Genomic DNA, 16,801 nt, shown 5'->3' with positions numbered 1-16,801 from the left:
AGGGACGACCATGGCCCACGCCAAGAACCACGACTACCACATCCTGCCGCCCTCGATCTGGCCGTTCATCGGCGCTGTCTCGGGCTTCTTCATGCTCATCGGCGCGGTGCTGTGGATGAAGGGCTCGGGCCCGTGGCTCTTCGCGGCCGGGTTTGTCGGCGTCCTCGGCGTGATGTTCGCCTGGTGGTCCGACGTGGTGAAGGAATCGAACGCGGGCGACCACACGCCCGTCGTCCGCATCGGCCTGCGCTACGGCTTCATCTTCTTCATCATGTCCGAGGTCATGTTCTTCGCGGCGTGGTTCTGGTCGTTCTTCAAGCACGCGATCTACCCGATGGGCCCCGAAAGCCCCGGCATCGACGGCGTCTGGCCGCCCGTGGGGATCGAGACCTTCGACCCCTGGCACCTGCCCCTGATCAACACGCTGATCCTGCTCTGCTCGGGGGCCGCGGCGACCTGGGCGCACCACGCGCTGGTCCACGAGAACAACCGACAGGACATGAAGTGGGGCCTGATCCTCGCCATCGCGCTGGGCGCGCTGTTCACCGCGTTCCAGATCTACGAGTACAGCCACGCGGCCTTCGGCTTCTCGGGCAACATCTACGGCGCCAACTTCTTCATGGCGACGGGCTTCCACGGCGCCCACGTCCTGATCGGAACCGTCTTCCTCGCCGTGTGCCTCCTGCGGCTCCAGCAGGGGCATTTCACCCCGGCCAAGCATATCGGCTTCGAGGCGGCGGCCTGGTACTGGCACTTCGTCGACGTCGTCTGGCTTTTCCTCTTCGCGGCCGTCTACGTCTGGGGCGGCTGACTCCCCGCCACATCTGGCCATGCGCGGCGCGGGTCCTCCCGCGCCGCCTTTCGTTGGAGACCCCGTGATGCGTCTGATCTTTCCCCTCGCGCTCGGCCTAATCGGCGGCGCGGTGCTGGTGGCGCTGGGCGTCTGGCAGCTCAACCGTGCCGAGGAGAAGGCCGCGACCATCGCAGCCATCGAGACGCGGCTCACCGAGGCGCCCGTCGCCCTGCCGATTGCGCCCCGCACCCCGGCGGACCTCTACCTGCCCGTGGCGGTCGAAGGCGTCGTGGACGGGCCTGCGTTCGTGGTATTCGACACATGGCGCGGCTTTGGGGCGGGGGTGCGGGCCGTCGTGCGGCTGCAGGTCGGGGCGGCGTCGATCCCGGTCGATCTGGGTGCGCGCACCTGGGCGCCGGGCACCGACCCGCAGGACGCCGCCGCCGAAGCCCCCGCACCCGGCACGCGGCTTGCGGTCGAAGGCAATCTCGACTGGCCCGAAGACGGGCGCGCGGCCCTTTCGACACCGCTGATCGTCGCCCGGAGCGTGACGCCTGCGACCGCCTTCACACCGATCCCCGTCTCGACCGAGGGCATTCCCGACAACCATCTCGGATACGCAATCCAGTGGTTCGGCCTGGCGCTCGTCTGGCTGGGGATGACAGCGTTCCTGCTGTGGCGTATCACGCGCCGCACCGACTAAGAGAGCCACCGATGCGCTATGTCTCCACCCGTGGCGAGGCCCCCGTTCTGGGCTTCGAGGATACCATGCTGACCGGGCTCGCCCGCGACGGCGGCCTTTACGTGCCCGAGGATCTGCCGGTGCTGTCCCAAGGCGACATCGCCGCGCTGGCGGGCAAGTCCTACGAGGAGGTTGCGCACCGGATCATGTGGCCCTTCGTCTCCGAGGCGTTCACCGAGTCCGACTTCGCCGACATGATTGCCCGCGCCTATGAGGGGTTCGGCCACGACGCCCGCGCGCCGCTGGTCCAGCTGGGGCCGAACCATCACCTGCTGGAGCTGTTCCACGGGCCGACGCTGGCCTTCAAGGACTTCGCGATGCAGCTCATCGGCCAGATGTTCGAGCATACGCTGACCCGCCGCGGCGACCGCGTCACCATCGTGGGCGCCACGAGCGGCGACACGGGATCCGCGGCGATCGAGGCGTTCCGCGGCCTCGACGCGGTGGACGTCTTCATCATGTATCCCCATGGCCGCGTCTCCGAGGTGCAGCGCCGCCAGATGACCACGCCGACCGAGGGCAACGTCCACGCGCTGGCGCTGACCGGGCATTTCGACGACTGCCAGGCGCGCGTGAAGGACATGTTCAACGACTTTCCGTTTCGTGATCGGGTCGCGCTGGCCGGGGTCAACTCGATCAACTTCGCCCGCGTGCTGGCGCAGGTTGTCTATTACTTCACCGCCGCCACGACGCTGGGCGCGCCGCACCGGCCCGTGTCCTTCACCGTGCCCACGGGCAATTTCGGCGACATCTTCGCGGGCCATATCGCCAAGCGGATGGGCCTGCCGATCGAGCAGCTGGTCGTGGCGACGAACCAGAACGACATCCTGCACCGCTGCCTGACGACGGGCGAGTATCGCCCCGGCACGGTCGAGCCGTCGATCTCGCCCTCGATGGACATCCAGGTCAGCAGCAATTTCGAACGCGCGCTGCACGTCGCCTATGGTGGCGACGGCGCGGCCATCGCGCAGCTCATGGACGAGTTGAAGGATGGCGGGTTCTCGGTGAGCCAGGGCGCGCTCGAGGCACTGCGCGAGACGTATGTCTCGGGCCGCGTCTCCGAGGCGGAGACCTCGCGCGCCATCTCGGATTACCTCGCGCGGACGGGCGAACTCCTCTGTCCGCACACCGCCGTCGGCGTCGCGGTCGCCGAAGATCACCTCGGCCCCGCCCCGATGATCACGCTCGCCACCGCGCATCCCGCGAAGTTCCCCGACGCGGTCGAGGCCGCCACGGGGATCCGGCCCGCCCTGCCGCCCCGCATGGGCGATCTCTTCGAGCGCGACGAGCGCGTCACCCGCGTCGAGAACGACCTCGCCGCCGTCGAGGCCGTGATCGAGGAGCGCCGCGCCGCATGACCGCCCGCCTGCATCGCCTGCCCAACGGCGTCCGCGTCGTCACCGAGCACATGCCCGGCCTGCAATCGGCCAGCGTCGGCATCTGGGTCGGCGCGGGCGGCCGCCACGAGACCCCCGATCAGAACGGCATCGCGCATTTCCTCGAACACATGGCCTTCAAGGGCACATCCCGGCGCTCGGCCCTGCAGATCGCCGAGGAGATCGAGGATGTCGGCGGCTACATCAACGCCTACACCTCGCGCGAGGTGACGGCCTATTACGCGCGGGTGCTGGCAAGCGACGTGCCGCTCGCCGTGGACCTGATCGCGGATATCGTGCTGAACCCGATCTTCGATGCCGGCGAGATCGAGACCGAGCGCAACGTCATCCTGCAGGAGATCGGGCAAGCGCTCGATACGCCCGACGACATCATCTTCGACTGGCTGCAGGAGGCCGCCTATCCCGAGCAGCCCATCGGCCGCACGATCCTCGGCCCGACCGAGCGTGTCTCGGCTTTCGACCGCGCCGATCTGGAGCGCTTCACGGCGCAGCATTACGGCCCCGAGCAGATGATCCTGTCGGCGGCGGGGGCGGTCGATCACGACGCGCTGGTGCGCATGGCCGAAGATCTCTTCGGTCATCTCGAACCCACGCGCCCCGGCCCGGTCGAGATCGCGCGTTTCACCGGTGGCGAGGCGCGGCATGTGCGCGACCTCGAACAGGCGCATATCGCGCTGGGCTTCGCGCAGCCGGGCTACCGCGACGACGACATCTACACGGCGCAGATCTTCGCGGGCGCGATGGGCGGCGGCATGTCCTCGCGGCTGTTCCAGGAGGCGCGCGAGAAGCGGGGTCTCTGCTACACGATCTTTGCCAGCGTCGGGGCCTATTCCGATACCGGCCTGCTGACCGTCTATGCCGGCACCGGCGAGGACGACGTGGCCGAACTGGCGCACCTTACCATGGACGAGCTCAAACGCGCCGCCGACGACATGACCGATGCCGAGATCGCGCGCGCGCGCGCCCAGATGAAGTCGGGGATGCTGATGGGGCTCGAGTCGCCGTCCAGCCGGGCCGAACGGCTCGCCCGCGTCGTCGCCGTCTGGGACCGCGTGCCGCCGCTGTCCGAGGCGATCGGGCGGATCGAGGCGGTGGATGTCCCGGCCGTCCGTGCCCACGCGGCGGCCCTGACGACGCAGGCCCCCGCGCTGGCGCTCTATGGCCCGGTCGAACGCGCGCCAGATGCGGGCACGCTGGCGCGCAGGCTCGCGGCGTGATGTTCGGGTCGTTCCGCAAGCCCCGGATCGAAACCGACCGCCTGATCATGCGCCTGCCCCAACATGGCGACTATCGCGCGTGGGTGGGTCTGCGCGATGGCTCGGCCGCCTTCCTGCAGCCGTGGGAGCCGGCCTGGGCGTCGGATCACCTGAGCCGCAAGTCCTTCACCAACCGCGTCTACTGGGCGCAGCGCAGCCAGTCGCAGGGCACCGCGCTGGCGCTCTTCGTGACCCGCAAGACGGACGGCCAGCTTCTGGGCGCCATCACGCTCGACAACATCCGGCGCGGACCCTCGCAGTCGGCGACGCTCGGCTACTGGATCGGCCAGCCCCACGCGAGGCAGGGCTACATGCGCGAGGCGATCGTGGCGCTGTCGCATCACGCGTTCCGCCGGCTCGACCTCAGCCGCCTCGAGGCCGCCTGCCTCGAGGAAAACGCGGCCTCCCGCGGGCTGCTGGAAAAGGCCGGGTTCAAATATGAAGGCGTCGCCCAGAGCTATCTCCAGATCGCGGGCCGGTGGCGCAACCACGTGCTCTACGCGATGCTGCGCTCGGACCGACGGGGCAAGGTCGAGGGCTGACCCTCCATCGATGTTCCCGAAATATGCCGGGGGTCCAAGGGGGCAGCGCCCCCGGCCTCGGCCCCGTCATCGCGCCGCATTGGGCACCGCGTGCCCGCGTGCTACCCTGTTCGCCATGCGCTGCCTTCTCGTGCTCCTTTTCCTTCTGCCGACGCTGGCCCAGGCCCAGGATCGTCGGGCCAGCCATTGCATCGCCGTCGCCGCGGCGCCGGGGATCGAATACCTGCACCGCGCGGCCTACCGCGCGCCGCTGCCAGACGACTTCACAGTGCGGCTGAATTACGTCGACCACGCGATGTTCCTGATCGAGACGGCGGGCGGTCTGCGCGCGATCACCGATTATTCGGGTTTCGCCGGGGCCATCGACACGCCCGATATCGTCACCATGAACCGCGCCCACATCACCCATTGGACGCCCGATCCCGACCCCGCGATTCGCCATGTTCTGCCCGGCTGGTCCGATCGCGTGGGCGAGCCGGTGGGCCATCACCTCGATCTCGGCGAGATGCTCGTGCGCTCCGTCTCGACCGACATCCGCAGCCGCGACGGCGGCTTCGAGGAGAACGGCAACTCGATCTTCGTCTTCGAGGTGGGCGGGCTCTGCATCGGCCATCTCGGGCATCTCCACCACGAACCGGACGCCGAGACCTATGCCGCGCTGGGGCGGCTTGACGTGGTGATGGCCCCGGTTGACGGGGGGCTGACGCTGGACCGGCCGACGCTCAAGCGGGTGCTCGACCGGCTCAGGTCCTCGGTCGTGATCCCGATGCATTGGTGGGGGCAGGGGTCGCTCGACCGGTTCCTCGCGGACATGTCCGACAGCTTCGATGTCGAGGTGCGGCCCGCGTCGCACATGGAGGTCTCGCTGCGCAGCCTTCCCTCGCGTCCGACCATCGTCGTGCTGCGCCCCGCCTTCCTGTCGGAGCCCGAATGACATCCAGTTTGGCCGATCTGGCCCCCGCGACCGGCGCCTTCGCCGACGCATTGCGCGCGCGCCTTCCGGCCGCGGTCTTCCGCGACCTCGAACCCCGCTACACCGAGGAGCCGCGGGGCCGTTACACCGGCCGCGGCGGCTTGCTTCTCGCGCCCTCATCCACCGCGGAGGTCGCGACCATCGTCGCCGCCGCCCAGGCCGCCCGCGTCGGCATCGTGCCTTATGGCGGCGGCACCGGGCTCGTCGGGGGACAGGTCTCCGAGGATCTGCCCGATCCTGTGATCCTGTCGCTGGAACGGCTGTCGGACATCCGGTCGGTCGATCCGTCCGAGAACGTCGCGGTGGTCGAGGCCGGAGCGATCCTGCAGCATGTGCAGGAGGTCGCCGAGGGCGTGGACCGCCTGTTCCCGCTCTCGATCGCATCGCAGGGCTCGGCCCGGATCGGGGGCATCCTCTCGACCAATGCAGGCGGCGTGAATGTCCTGCGCTACGGCAATGCCCGCGATCTCTGCCTCGGGATCGAGGCGGTGCTGCCGGATGGCTCGATCCTGCACGGTCTGTCGCCCCTGCGGAAGAACAACACCGGCTACGATCTGCGCCATCTCCTGATCGGGGCCGAGGGGACGCTGGGCATCATTACGGCGGCGTCGCTCAAGCTCTTGCCGCGCCCCGTCCAGACGGGGGCCGCGATCATCGTCGTGCCGGATCCCGACGCGGCCATCGCCCTTTTGAACCTCGCGCGGGACCGGATCGGCGAGGGTGTCTCCGCGTTCGAACTTCTGGGCGGCGAAGGCTTGCGCTTCGTGGCCGAACACATGCCGGATGTGCGCCGCCCGATGGGCGAGCCGGACTGGTCGGTCTTGATCGACCTCGGGCTAGGCGCCTCGGGCGATCCGCAGGCCGCGCTCGAGGGGCTGTTCGAGGCGGCGGCCGAGGCGGGGCTCGCGACCGACGGCACCATCGCGCAGTCCGAGGGGCAACGCGCCGATTTCTGGCATCTGCGCGAGACGATCCCGCAAGCCAACCGCGCGGTGGGCGCCGTCAGCAGCCACGACATCAGCGTGCCCATCGCCGCGATCCCCGCCTTCATCTCCGAGGGGCCCGGCGTTCTGGCTGCGATCGGTGACTTCCGCATCAACTGCTTCGGGCATGTCGGCGACGGCAACCTGCATTATAACGTGTTCCCTCGGCCGGGGCGCAGCCGTGCGGATCACACCCATCAACGCGACGACATCAAGCGCGCCGTCCACGACCTCGTTCATCGATTCGGCGGATCTGTCAGCGCCGAGCACGGGGTTGGTCGGCTGAAGGTCGACGACCTCGAACGCTATGTCGATCCGGTGAAGCTGGCGGCGATGCGTGCAATCAAGGACGCGCTGGATCCGGGGGGAATCATGAACCCCGGCGCGGTGTTACGCGTCCGCTCGAAGCGAGGATCACGCCCCTAGAACGAAGTACGCCTCGCCCTGGGGGAGGCGAGGCGCTGGGGGAATGGGTGGCCGTCTGCTAAGACCACACTCGAATATAGACAGCCAAAGGTTACCAAAAGGTTTACGCTTCGCGGCGCGAATGTGGCTATTCGCCGTCGAAATTGCAGAGCGTGTGCAGGTCCATGCCCATGCCTTCCAGCACGGCGCGCCCGCCGAGATCCGGCAGGTCGATCACGAAGGCGCAACCGACCACCTCGCATCCCAGCTTCTCCAGCAAGGCGATGCCCGCCCGCGCGGTGCCCCCGGTCGCCAGGAGATCGTCCACCAGAAGGACCCGTGCCCCCGCCGGCAGCGCGTCCTGGTGCACCTCGACCGTCGCTTGCCCGTATTCCAGCGTGTAGTCCTGCGCGAAGACCGGTCCCGGCAGCTTGCCCTTCTTGCGGATCGGCACGAAGCCGGTCCCGAGCTGGTGCGCCACAGCGCCGCCGAGGATGAAGCCGCGCGCTTCGAGTCCCGCCACGGCGTCGATCCGCGTGCCCGCATAGGGCGCCAGCATCTGATCGACGCAGAGCCGCATGCCGCGTGCATCCGCGAACAGGGTCGTCACGTCCCGGAACATGATCCCTTCATGCGGAAAGTCGGGGATGGTCCGGATGTAGTCCCGGACGGTCTTCTGGTCTGGCATTCAGCTTCCTTCCGACGTGTCGGTGCCCGCGGGCGGGTAGTGGCGGCGCAGCGCCATGGCGTCCTGGCCTTCGAGGCGCACGACGGAATTGCTGTCTTCGGAGAAGAGCGAGCGGCCATAGGCGGGCCCGCTGATATCCGTCATCAGACCGAGGCCCTGGGTGATCTCCTCGAGGAGGACGGATGCGATCTCGCGGCGGCGCGCCTCGGCCGAGACGGCGATCAGCGCGTCGCGGATTTCGCCGCCCTTGGCGCGCAGCGCCACCCGGCCCAGCGGCAGCATCGCTCCGTCGAGCGCGGGGACGCCGGTGTCGCGCATCACCTCGCCCGGCGGGGTCAGGACGATGTGAATGTCGATATCGGCGGGCCCGGCATCGGCGCGCGCCAGCCGCAGGTCGATCCCCAGACCGTTGATCTGAGCGATCGCGGCCTCGAGCCCCTGATCGAAGAGGGCCAGGCGCCATGGGGGCAGGCCGGGCGGCACAGAGGCGAGCGCGATCGTGACGGCGCCGCGCTTGGCCTCGGGCCAGCGCAGGAAGGGCTTGCGACACTCGCCCCCCGGCGCGGCGGCGCAGGCCACGGCGCGGTAGAATTCCGTGTCGGTCATCGGTCCGGGCGCGGTGACGAATTCCTGCGCGCCCGCGGGCAGGGCGAGGCAGCAGGCCAGAAGGGCGGCGCGGATCACAACACGCGCCCCGCCACCGTGCGGAGCCGATCGACCATGTCCGGATCGCGCGCCTCGGGCGCGGTCATGATCGCGTGGTCGAGCGCCCGGTCGCAGCCGGTGTCGCAGCCCGCGCGCAGGTGCTCCTGCAGGGCCGCGACCATCGCGGCGGCGCGGTCCACGTTGCCGTGCAGCGTCTCGAGGATATCGGTGATCCGGACCGAGCCATGATCGGGATGCCAGCTGTCGTAATCCGTCACCATGGCGACCGAGGCGTAATGCAGCTCGGCCTCGCGGGCGAGTTTGGCTTCGGGCATGTTCGTCATTCCGATCACGTCGCAGCCCCAGTCGCGATAGAGCCGCGATTCGGCAAGCGTCGAGAATTGCGGGCCTTCCATGGCCAGATACGTGCCGCCCTCGTGGACCGTCGCGCCGCCCGCCCGCGCGGCGGCCGCACAGGCCGAGGACAGCGCCGCGCAGACCGGATGCGCCGCGCTGACATGGGCGACGAGACCGGGGCCGAAGAAGCTCTTGTCGCGGGCGAAGGTGCGGTCGACGAACTGGTCCACGACGACGAAATCGCCGGGCGCCATCGCCTCGCGGAACGAGCCCACCGCCGAGACCGACACCAGATGCGTGACGCCCGCCTCTTTCAGCGCCGCGATATTGGCGCGGTAGGGCACGGAGGTCGGGCTGTGGACATGGCCGCGCCCGTGGCGGGGCAGGAAAACGGCCGGCACGTCGCCCAGCGCGCCGTGCAACAGCGCGTCGGATGGCGGCCCCCACGGCGTGTCCGCCGCGCGCCATTCGCCATCCGCGAGACCCGGCACGCCATAGAGACCCGAGCCGCCGATAATCCCGATGGTGATGTCCGCCATGGTGGCTCTCCGCTGGCCCGCGCCCGAGACTGCCCCGCACGCAACGGAATCGCAACGCGCCCGCGGCGCCCCCTGTTGCATCGCGTCCTCGCCTGCTAAGGCCGCGCCAACCCCCTTCCCCGAAAGCCCGACGTATGAGCCGATCCCTTCTGGCGCGCCTCGCCGACCGTTACGACGGCCCCGACCTGCGCGTGGCCCCGACCTCCGTCCTGTCCCTGCCCGTGCTGCGCGTCGAAGTGCTGGCCGGGTTGACCGTGGCCCTCGCCCTCGTGCCCGAGGCGGTGGCGTTCGCCTTCGTCGCCGGCGTGAACCCGTTGGTCGGGCTCTATGCCGCGTTCATCGTGGGTCTGATCACCGCGCTGATCGGCGGCCGGCCGGGGATGATCTCGGGCGCGACGGGCGCGCTGGCCGTCGTGATGGTCAGCCTCGTGGCCGTGCACGGGGTGGAATACCTCTTCGCGACCGTCGTCCTGATGGGGCTTCTGCAGATCTTCGCGGGGGTGATGCGCTGGGGCAAGTTCATCCGTCTCGTGCCGCATCCCGTCATGCTGGGCTTCGTCAACGGTCTGGCCATCGTGATCTTCCTTGCGCAGTTGACGCAGTTCCGCACGCCCGACGGCGCGTGGCTGCCCGCGGGCGACATCCTCCTGATGCTGGGTCTGATCGCGGTGACGATGGCGGTGATCTGGGGCCTGCCGAAGGTGACGAACCTGATCCCCGCGCCGCTGGCCGGGATCGGCATCACGGCGGCACTGGTGATCGGGCTTGGGCTGAGCACGCCGACGGTGGGCGACATGGCCTCCATCGCGGGCGGGCTGCCGGCCTTCCACATCCCGATGGTGCCGCTCAACTACGAGACGCTGACGATCATCCTGCCCTACGCGCTGATCCTCGCGGCGATCGGCCTGATCGAGAGCCTGCTGACGCTGAACCTCGTGGGCGAGATCACGGGCCAGCGCGGCGGCGCGTCGCAGGAATGCATCGCGCAGGGCGCGGCCAACACGGTGACCGGGTTCTTCGGCGGCATGGGCGGCTGCGCCATGATCGGCCAGTCGATGATCAACGTGAAATCCGGCGGGCGGACGCGGATCTCGGGCATCTCGGCAGCGCTGTTCCTTCTTGCGTTCATCCTCGTCGCCGCGCCGCTGATCGAACGTATCCCGCTGGCCGCGCTGGTGGGCGTCATGTTCATGGTCGTGATCGGGACCTTCGCGTGGAATTCGATCAAGATCCTGACCCGCGTGCCGCGCATCGACGCGGTGGTCATCATCCTCATGACCATCGTGACGGTGCTGACCGACCTCGCCATCGCGGTGGTCGTGGGCGTGATCGTCTCGGCGCTGGCCTATGCCTGGGAAAATGCGCGCCGCATCCGGGCCTCGACCTACGAGACCCCCGAAGGCGCGCGCGTCTACCAGGTCAACGGCCCGCTCTTCTTCGGGTCGGCCACGGGCTTCGTCGAACTCTTCGATCCCGAGGCGGACCCTTCGGTCGTCATCGTGGACTTCGCCGAAAGCCGGGTCGCCGACCAGTCCGCGCTGCAGGCCATCGAGGCGGTCGCCGGGAAATACGAGGCGGCGGGCAAGCGGATCGAGCTGCGCCACCTCAGCCGCGACTGCCACCGCCTGCTGACGAAGGCCGGACACCTGATGGTCGACAGCGATGACGACCCCGATTACGCGATCGCCGCCAATTACGGCGTGCGGACCGGCATCCTCGAGGGCGGTCACTGACGGCGAGGTCCAAGATCTTCGATGAAGGTCTTGGCAAAGAGTTTTCGGTGAAAACTCTTGCGTCGGCGCGGGCGGGCGTCGGCCCTGCCGGGTCGGGGCGCCGGTTCGCGACATGGCAGGTCGCCCACGGGCTTGTGCCGACTGGGCATCGCGGATATCCGGACAGGGACGGGTGGCAGAGATGACCCGTCTCCCGACAGCATTATCCGTCCCGAAAGGAAGCTACGCGAATGCGTGCGCCCATGTCGTCCTCCGACCGCCTGATCCACTGGCTCGCCACCCATGAGCAGCGGGCGAAGTGGTTCGCACTGGCGCTGGGCATCGCGAGCACCATCGCCATCGTCCAGAACTGGCACCCCTGGCCGATGATCCTCGGGCTGCCCTTCTGCACCATCTGGATCTTCTACGCCTGGCTCCACGGCGAGCGGCAGCTCAAGCTGATCAACCTTCTCTTCACGGCGCTCTACGTCTACGGGATCACCCGCTGGCTGGTGCTGGGGGCCTAGTCGTCCGGCCGCTTGAGCGAGAAGAGATCACCGACCCTGGTGTAGTCGCGATACCCGAGCCGGGCCAGCGGCGCGAAGGTCGTCACGTCGAACCGGCCGTCGACGATGCAATCGTCGCGCAGGTGGATGCCGGTGACTTCGCCGAAGACCGCGAAATTCGCCGCGCCGGGCAGGGTCACGATCTGCGTCAGCTTGCATTCCAGCGTCGCGGGCGCGTCGGCCACGCGCGGCGCGTCGATCGTGTCGCATTCCGCCTTGGGCACGCCCGCGACCGCGAATTCGTCCGTGCCGGCGGGATGCGCCCCCGACGAGACGTTCATGCGGTCGCGCGACGCGTATTCCACGATATTGACCGAGAAGACGCCGCTTTCGCGGATCTGCGCCACGCTGTCCTTGGTCCCGTCCCGGTCGTCCTTGGCGCTGGTCGAGGCGAACATCACCTGCGGCGGGACATAGGCCACCGCGTTGAAGAAGCTGTAGGGTGCCAGGTTGTCGCCCATCGCGCCGCGCGTTCCGATCCAGCCGATGGGGCGGGGCGAGACGACGGCGTTGAACGGATTGTGGGGCAGGCCGTGGCCGTCCTCGGGGCGGTAGAACATCGCGGGTCTCCTTGGCGTCGCGCGAAGGACTAGCCGAGCCGCGCGACAGACGCCACAACCGGCGCCATGGAACTCTGCCGCGAGACACCCGAGGACGAATGGGAGGTCGAAGCGCTTCTGGACCTGTGCTTCGCGCCGGGCCGGACGGCGCTCTCGTCCTACCGGCTGCGCGACGGCGTGGCGGCGGCGCGCGATCTCTGTCTCGTGGCGCGGGGCGCGGCAGGCGAGGTCGCGGGCGCGATCCGCTTCTGGCCCGTCCGCGTCGGGGCGCATGACGCGATGCTGCTGGGACCGGTCGCGATCCATCCGACGCGGCAGGGCGAGGGGCTGGGCGCCTATCTGATCCAGTCGGGTCTGGACCGCGCGGCGGTCGCGGGCGTGAACCGGGTCCTGCTGGTCGGGGACGCGCCCTATTACGGGCGGTTCGGCTTCGCACCGCTGGCGGGCGTGACCATGCCGCCCCCGACGAACCCGGCGCGGGTGCTGGGATGCTGGGATTGGGACGGGATCACGGGCGACGTCGTACGGGCCTTGCCCTGAGGCGCGGCGCACCCACATCCTGTGGCATGATGAAGCCGCAGACCGAACAGATCTTTCCGCCGCTCGACCGCGAGGCCGAGCTCGACCGTCTTGCCGCCGCCATGCGGGGCGCCTCGGGGGTCGGCCTGCAACTGCTGTCGCTGATCGGGACGCAGGCCGAGAGCATGATCGACATGCTGCCGCAATCGGTCCGCTCCGGGTTGGAAAAGGCCACCGCCGCCGCGCTGGAGCAATCGTTCACGGCCGCCGCCGCCTCGCGCGGTCGGATCGCGGACGGCTCGGACTGGCTAACCCGCGCGATCACCGTGGGCACGGGTGCTGCGGGCGGCTTCGGTGGCTTGCCCTCGGCGCTGGCCGAGCTTCCCGTGACCACGACGCTGATCCTGCGCGCGATTCAGTCCATCGCGGACGAGCACGGCTTCGATCCCGCGCGTCCCGAGATCCGCGCTGCCTGCCTGCGGGTCTTCGCCGCCGCCGGGCCCCTCGACGACGACGACGGCACGGATCTGAGCTTTCTGACCATGCGCCTGACGGTGACCGGCAGCGCGATTCACGGTCTGATCGCCAAGGTCGCCCCGCGCCTCGCCATTCCGCTGGGCCAGAAGCTGGCCGCACAGGCCGTGCCCGTCATCGGGGCCGCCGCCGGGGCCGCGACGAACTACATCTACACCTCCTACTACCAGGAGGTGGCGCGGGTGCAGTTCGGCCTGATGCGCCTGGCCGAGAGCACGGGCGAGGACATGGATGTCCTGACCGCAGAGCTGCGGGTGCGTCTGAAGACCTGACGGGGATTCCCCCGGCGCGACGTTCGTGGTGGAAGGGTGCGACCCGTTCCCGAGGCGCGCCCATGCCCGACCGAAAGCCCCGCATCCTCCTGATCTCGCCCTTCATGTCGGGCGAGGCCACGGGCGAGGCCTTCGTGGCCTTTCGCTGGGCCGAGGCGCTGGCCCCGCTGGTCGATCTGACCGTCGCGGCCTTCGAGAGCCCCGGCCACACGCCGCTGGCCGCCCAGCTGCCCGGTGCGCGGGCGTTGACCTTGGCCCTGCCGCGCGCGTTGCGGCGGCATACGCGGCTGGGCGCGATGCTGAAGCCCGAATGGCCGATCTTCGCGCGCCATGTCCGGCGGCATCTGGCGGGGGCCGAGTACGACCTGACCCATCAGATCATGCCGCAGGGGATGCGCTATGCCGTGCCGCTGCGCCATGGGCGCGCGCCCTTCGTGGTGGGTCCGCTGGGTGGCTCGCTGCCGACGCCGCCGGCCTTTGCCCACGAGGTCGCGCCTCCCGGTTGGTTCGCCCGTCTCCGCGCGCTCGACGGGCTGCGCCTGCGCCACGATCCGGGCCTGCGCGCGAGCTATCGCGAGGCGGCACTGATCCTCGGGGTCGCGCCTTATGTGCGCGAAGCGCTGGAGGCGGCCGGGATCGCGCCGCGCGCCTATGCGAACGTGCTGGAACTGGGGATCGACGACGTGGCACCGCCCCGGCCCGCGCGGGCTGACGGCGAAATCCGGCTCCTGCATGTCGGACGTGGGGTGCGGACCAAGGGCCTGCGCGATGCCGTTCGGGCGATGGCGCGCGTAGCCGATCCGCGCCTGCGGCTGATCTCGGCCGGGGACGGGCCGGAGCTGCCGGAATGCCGCGCCGAGGCCGAACGGCTGGGGATCGCGGACCGGGTGACGTTCCACGGGCTCATCCCCCGCGCCGAGGTCGAGACCCTCTATGCCGAAGCCGACATCTTCGTCTTCCCGAGCTTTCGCGAGCCTGCGGGAAATGTCGTCTACGAGGCGATGCGCTGGGGCCTGCCGATGATCGTCGCGGATGCCGGGGGGCCGGGCGCGTTTCTCGATGACGACGCGGCAATCAAGGTGCCGGTGACCGACCCCGACCGGTTCGCGGGCGACATCGCGGCGGCGATCGGCAGGCTTGCAGCCGATCCCGAGGCCCGTGCGCGGCTGGGCCACGCGGCGCGGGCGCAGGTGCTGCGCGACGGGCTCTGGCCCGCCAAGGCCGCCGATCTGGCGCGCCGCTACCGCGAGGTTATCGCGGCGGGCTGAGCCTCAGGCTGCCGGAGTGTCCTGGCTGAAGATGTTGATCCATCCGCCGCCCACGCGCCGCCAGATCGAGGAGACCCACATCGCCTCGGAGGCCGCACCCGGTCGCGCGAAAGTCGCGCGGTAGGTCAGGAGTGCGACGTCTCCGCCGAGCGGAACCACCCGCGCTTCGGTCAGCGCGTAGGCGGCGACGGTCGGCCCGTCGGCGAGCTGTCCGACATGGCCGTCCCGGCCCGCGGGGCCATCGGGATAGATCCCGAGGAACGCGGGATCGAGCGCCGCGCGATCCGCCGCCGCGTCCCCGGCGACGAGCGCGTTCCAGACGCCGCGCTCCGCCGCCAACAGGTCGTCCAGCAGGTCCTCCGCATCCGGCGGGTCGAGCCGGTCCAGAAGCGTCTCCAGCGCGTCGAGATCGGGGCCGTCGAACTGCCCGAACCCCTGCATCCAGACGCTGGCGGCGCGCAACGCGTCGGGCTCGAGCTTGCACCAGACGACGCGGCCACGCCGCTCCTGCGCGATGAGCCCGGCGCGGGCCAGCGCGCCCAGGTGCTTCGACACCGCCGCCAGCGAGATATCGAACCCCGCGGCCACGTCCGTCACGGCCATGTCGTCCTCGAGCAGCATCGCGAGGATGCGCCGCCGCGTTGGGTCGGCGAGGGCCGCGAAGACCGGGGAAAGGGTGTCCGTCATGGGGGGCTGGGTGACGGTACGGCTGCGTGGCGTCAAGAACGTTCAACCGCGGCGTTGAATGTCGGGGGATCGCGGCGAGGTCGGAAGTGCCTCCGAGGCCCACTCGCAAGACACTGATACAGAATGATAATCGAGCGTCCGGAGGTCGCGTTGACTCGGGTCGCCCCCCATCCTATCCACCAGCTCGACATCCGTGGGGTTTCCATGTCCGACGACGACGCCGATCGCCTGAAGGCTCTCGAGGCCAAGCTGGCCGCCAAGCGTCCGTCCGAGGAGAAGGACCACATGGAGGAGCACTACTCCCAGGCGCAACTGGCCTGGCGGATGGTGATCGAACTCGTCGCCGGTCTCGGGATCGGCTTCGGCATCGGATACGGCCTCGACGCCCTGCTGGGAACCCAGCCCTGGCTGATGGTCGTGTTCACGCTCCTGGGCTTCGCGGCCGGGGTGAAAACGATGATCTCCTCGGCGCAGGAGATGCAGGGCAAGCTGTCGGTATCGGCGGCGTTGAAGGAACCGGGCGCCGGCGCGCCAAAGGACGAGGGCGATCATGGCTGAACCGACCGAAGGCGGGCTGTCCTTCCACCCGATGGACCAGTTCATCGTCAAGCCGCTCTTCGGCGAGGCGGGCGATCCGGTGGCGTGGTACACGATCACCAACGCGACGTTCTGGATGGCGCTGACGGTGCTCTGCGTGCTGCTCCTGCTGGTGCTGGGCACCCGTGGCCGCGGCATCGTTCCCAGCCGCATCCAGTCGATCGCCGAACTGGCCTACGGCTTCGTCTACAAGATGATCGAGGACGTGACCGGCAAAGACGCGGTGAAGTACTTCCCCTACATCTTCACGCTGTTCCTCTTCATCCTCTTCTCGAACTTCCTCGCTCTGATCCCGATGTCGTTCTCGCCGACCAGCCAGATCGCCGTGACGGCGGTGCTGGGCTTCGGCGTGTTCTTCGCGGTGACGATCCTCGGCTTCGTCAAGAACGGCGCGTCGTTCCTGTCGCTCTTCTGGGTCTCGTCGGCGCCGCTGGTGCTGCGCCCGGTGCTCGCGCTGATCGAGATCATCTCGTATTTCGTGCGTCCGGTCAGCCACTCCATTCGTCTGGCGGGCAACATCATGGCAGGCCACGCGGTTCTGAAGGTCTTCGCGACCTTCGCGGCTCTCGTCGCGGTCGCTCCGCTCTCGCTCTTCGGGATCGTCGCGATCTACGGGCTCGAGGTGCTGGTCTCGGCGATCCAGGCCTACGTCTTCACGATCCTGACCTGCGTGTACCTGAAGGACGCGCTGCATCCCCATCACTGAGGTAACGGTGCCGCCCCGCGGCGCCCTACGAAACGCCTAAACTTCCCATCGTAAGGAGAT

18 protein-coding genes and 2 pseudogenes are annotated in these 16,801 nt (G+C 69.2%); 14 read left to right on the top strand and 6 right to left on the bottom strand.

From position 1 onward, the window contains the following. The first annotated feature begins 10 nt into the window (after positions 1-10). The 7 genes from Q0833_RS14085 to Q0833_RS14055 all read left to right on the top strand — a co-directional run bounded on the left by Q0833_RS14085 (position 11) and on the right by Q0833_RS14055 (position 7,112). Positions 11-811: a cytochrome c oxidase subunit 3 gene (locus Q0833_RS14085; protein WP_298436084.1), complete on the top strand. Its 801-nt coding sequence runs from the start codon at positions 11-13 to the stop codon at positions 809-811. 67 nt (positions 812-878) lie between these two features. Beyond that, on the top strand, positions 879-1,496 hold the full coding sequence (locus tag Q0833_RS14080; RefSeq protein ID WP_298436081.1) for an SURF1 family protein: 618 nt from the start codon (positions 879-881) through the stop codon (positions 1,494-1,496). Between the two features lie 11 nt (positions 1,497-1,507). Next, the gene (gene thrC, locus Q0833_RS14075) at positions 1,508-2,893 is read left to right on the top strand and encodes a threonine synthase (protein ID WP_298436078.1); all 1,386 of its coding nucleotides are present in this window, start codon (positions 1,508-1,510) and stop codon (positions 2,891-2,893) included. Then, the gene (locus Q0833_RS14070) at positions 2,890-4,149 is read left to right on the top strand and encodes a pitrilysin family protein (protein ID WP_298436075.1); all 1,260 of its coding nucleotides are present in this window, start codon (positions 2,890-2,892) and stop codon (positions 4,147-4,149) included. Before thrC ends, Q0833_RS14070 begins: the two co-directional genes overlap by 4 nt. After that, positions 4,149-4,730 carry a GNAT family protein gene (locus tag Q0833_RS14065; protein WP_298436072.1) on the top strand — a complete coding sequence of 194 codons (582 nt, stop codon included), beginning with the start codon at positions 4,149-4,151 and terminating at the stop codon, positions 4,728-4,730. Before Q0833_RS14070 ends, Q0833_RS14065 begins: the two co-directional genes overlap by 1 nt. Positions 4,731-4,845: 115 nt before the next feature. Further along, positions 4,846-5,664: an MBL fold metallo-hydrolase gene (locus Q0833_RS14060; RefSeq protein WP_298436069.1), complete on the top strand. Its 819-nt coding sequence runs from the start codon at positions 4,846-4,848 to the stop codon at positions 5,662-5,664. Beyond that, positions 5,661-7,112, top strand: a complete 1,452-nt coding sequence (locus Q0833_RS14055) for an FAD-binding oxidoreductase (protein WP_298436067.1) — start codon at positions 5,661-5,663, stop codon at positions 7,110-7,112. Before Q0833_RS14060 ends, Q0833_RS14055 begins: the two co-directional genes overlap by 4 nt. Before the next feature lie 127 nt (positions 7,113-7,239). Here the strand turns inward: Q0833_RS14055 and Q0833_RS14050 are convergent, their stop codons facing one another. Genes Q0833_RS14050 through Q0833_RS14040 form a run of 3 tightly spaced genes read right to left on the bottom strand, consistent with a single transcriptional unit; the run spans position 7,240 to position 9,320 of the window. Beyond that, positions 7,240-7,779, bottom strand: coding sequence for an adenine phosphoribosyltransferase (locus tag Q0833_RS14050; RefSeq protein ID WP_298436064.1), 540 nt, complete (start codon positions 7,777-7,779; stop codon positions 7,240-7,242). After that, positions 7,780-8,463: a DUF2927 domain-containing protein gene (locus Q0833_RS14045; protein WP_298436061.1), complete on the bottom strand. Its 684-nt coding sequence runs from the start codon at positions 8,461-8,463 to the stop codon at positions 7,780-7,782. Beyond that, positions 8,460-9,320 (bottom strand): S-methyl-5'-thioadenosine phosphorylase, encoded by an 861-nt coding sequence (locus Q0833_RS14040; RefSeq protein ID WP_298436058.1) that lies wholly within the window; start codon positions 9,318-9,320, stop codon positions 8,460-8,462. The genes Q0833_RS14045 and Q0833_RS14040 overlap by 4 nt, the downstream gene beginning before the upstream one ends. Before the next feature lie 134 nt (positions 9,321-9,454). On the opposite strand from Q0833_RS14040, the gene Q0833_RS14035 reads away from it, so the two are divergent. Together Q0833_RS14035 and Q0833_RS14030 are read left to right on the top strand one after the other, a co-directional pair. Beyond that, entirely contained in the window at positions 9,455-11,053 is a 1,599-nt protein-coding gene (locus Q0833_RS14035) for a SulP family inorganic anion transporter (protein ID WP_298436056.1), read from the top strand. Between the two features lie 230 nt (positions 11,054-11,283). Beyond that, complete coding sequence (locus Q0833_RS14030; protein WP_298436054.1) at positions 11,284-11,559, top strand: peptidase; 276 nt, start codon at positions 11,284-11,286, stop codon at positions 11,557-11,559. On the opposite strand, the gene Q0833_RS14025 is transcribed toward Q0833_RS14030, so the two are convergent. Beyond that, on the bottom strand, positions 11,556-12,158 hold the full coding sequence (locus Q0833_RS14025; RefSeq protein ID WP_298436051.1) for a flavin reductase family protein: 603 nt from the start codon (positions 12,156-12,158) through the stop codon (positions 11,556-11,558). The two genes, Q0833_RS14030 and Q0833_RS14025, sit on opposite strands and share 4 nt — an antisense overlap. A 66-nt stretch (positions 12,159-12,224) precedes the next feature. On the opposite strand from Q0833_RS14025, the gene Q0833_RS14020 reads away from it, so the two are divergent. The 3 genes from Q0833_RS14020 (at position 12,225) to Q0833_RS14010 (ending at position 14,751) form a co-directional block, all read left to right on the top strand. Further along, the gene (locus Q0833_RS14020; protein ID WP_298436048.1) at positions 12,225-12,698 is read left to right on the top strand and encodes a GNAT family N-acetyltransferase; all 474 of its coding nucleotides are present in this window, start codon (positions 12,225-12,227) and stop codon (positions 12,696-12,698) included. Positions 12,699-12,724: 26 nt separating this feature from the next. Then, the gene (locus Q0833_RS14015) at positions 12,725-13,483 is read left to right on the top strand and encodes an EcsC family protein (protein WP_298436044.1); all 759 of its coding nucleotides are present in this window, start codon (positions 12,725-12,727) and stop codon (positions 13,481-13,483) included. A gap of 62 nt (positions 13,484-13,545) precedes the next feature. Beyond that, the gene (locus tag Q0833_RS14010; protein ID WP_298436041.1) at positions 13,546-14,751 is read left to right on the top strand and encodes a glycosyltransferase family 4 protein; all 1,206 of its coding nucleotides are present in this window, start codon (positions 13,546-13,548) and stop codon (positions 14,749-14,751) included. Positions 14,752-14,754: 3 nt separating this feature from the next. Here Q0833_RS14010 and Q0833_RS14005 read toward each other — a convergent pair. After that, positions 14,755-15,081, bottom strand: a pseudogene (locus Q0833_RS14005) (DUF4440 domain-containing protein); the annotation flags it as partial. A 51-nt stretch (positions 15,082-15,132) separates the two neighbouring features. Beyond that, positions 15,133-15,438, bottom strand: a pseudogene (locus Q0833_RS14000) (ArsR/SmtB family transcription factor); the annotation flags it as partial. Between the two features lie 204 nt (positions 15,439-15,642). Here Q0833_RS14000 and Q0833_RS13995 point away from each other — a divergent pair. Then, positions 15,643-15,996: an AtpZ/AtpI family protein gene (locus Q0833_RS13995; protein ID WP_298436038.1), complete on the top strand. Its 354-nt coding sequence runs from the start codon at positions 15,643-15,645 to the stop codon at positions 15,994-15,996. Then, on the top strand, positions 15,989-16,741 hold the full coding sequence (locus tag Q0833_RS13990) for a F0F1 ATP synthase subunit A (protein ID WP_298436033.1): 753 nt from the start codon (positions 15,989-15,991) through the stop codon (positions 16,739-16,741). Before Q0833_RS13995 ends, Q0833_RS13990 begins: the two co-directional genes overlap by 8 nt. Positions 16,742-16,801 lie beyond the last annotated feature (60 nt).

Origin of the sequence: uncultured Jannaschia sp. (assembly GCF_947503795.1) — a bacterium.
In the GTDB taxonomy this organism is placed as follows: domain Bacteria; phylum Pseudomonadota; class Alphaproteobacteria; order Rhodobacterales; family Rhodobacteraceae; genus Jannaschia.
This window is presented reverse-complemented; position numbering and strand designations above follow the sequence as displayed.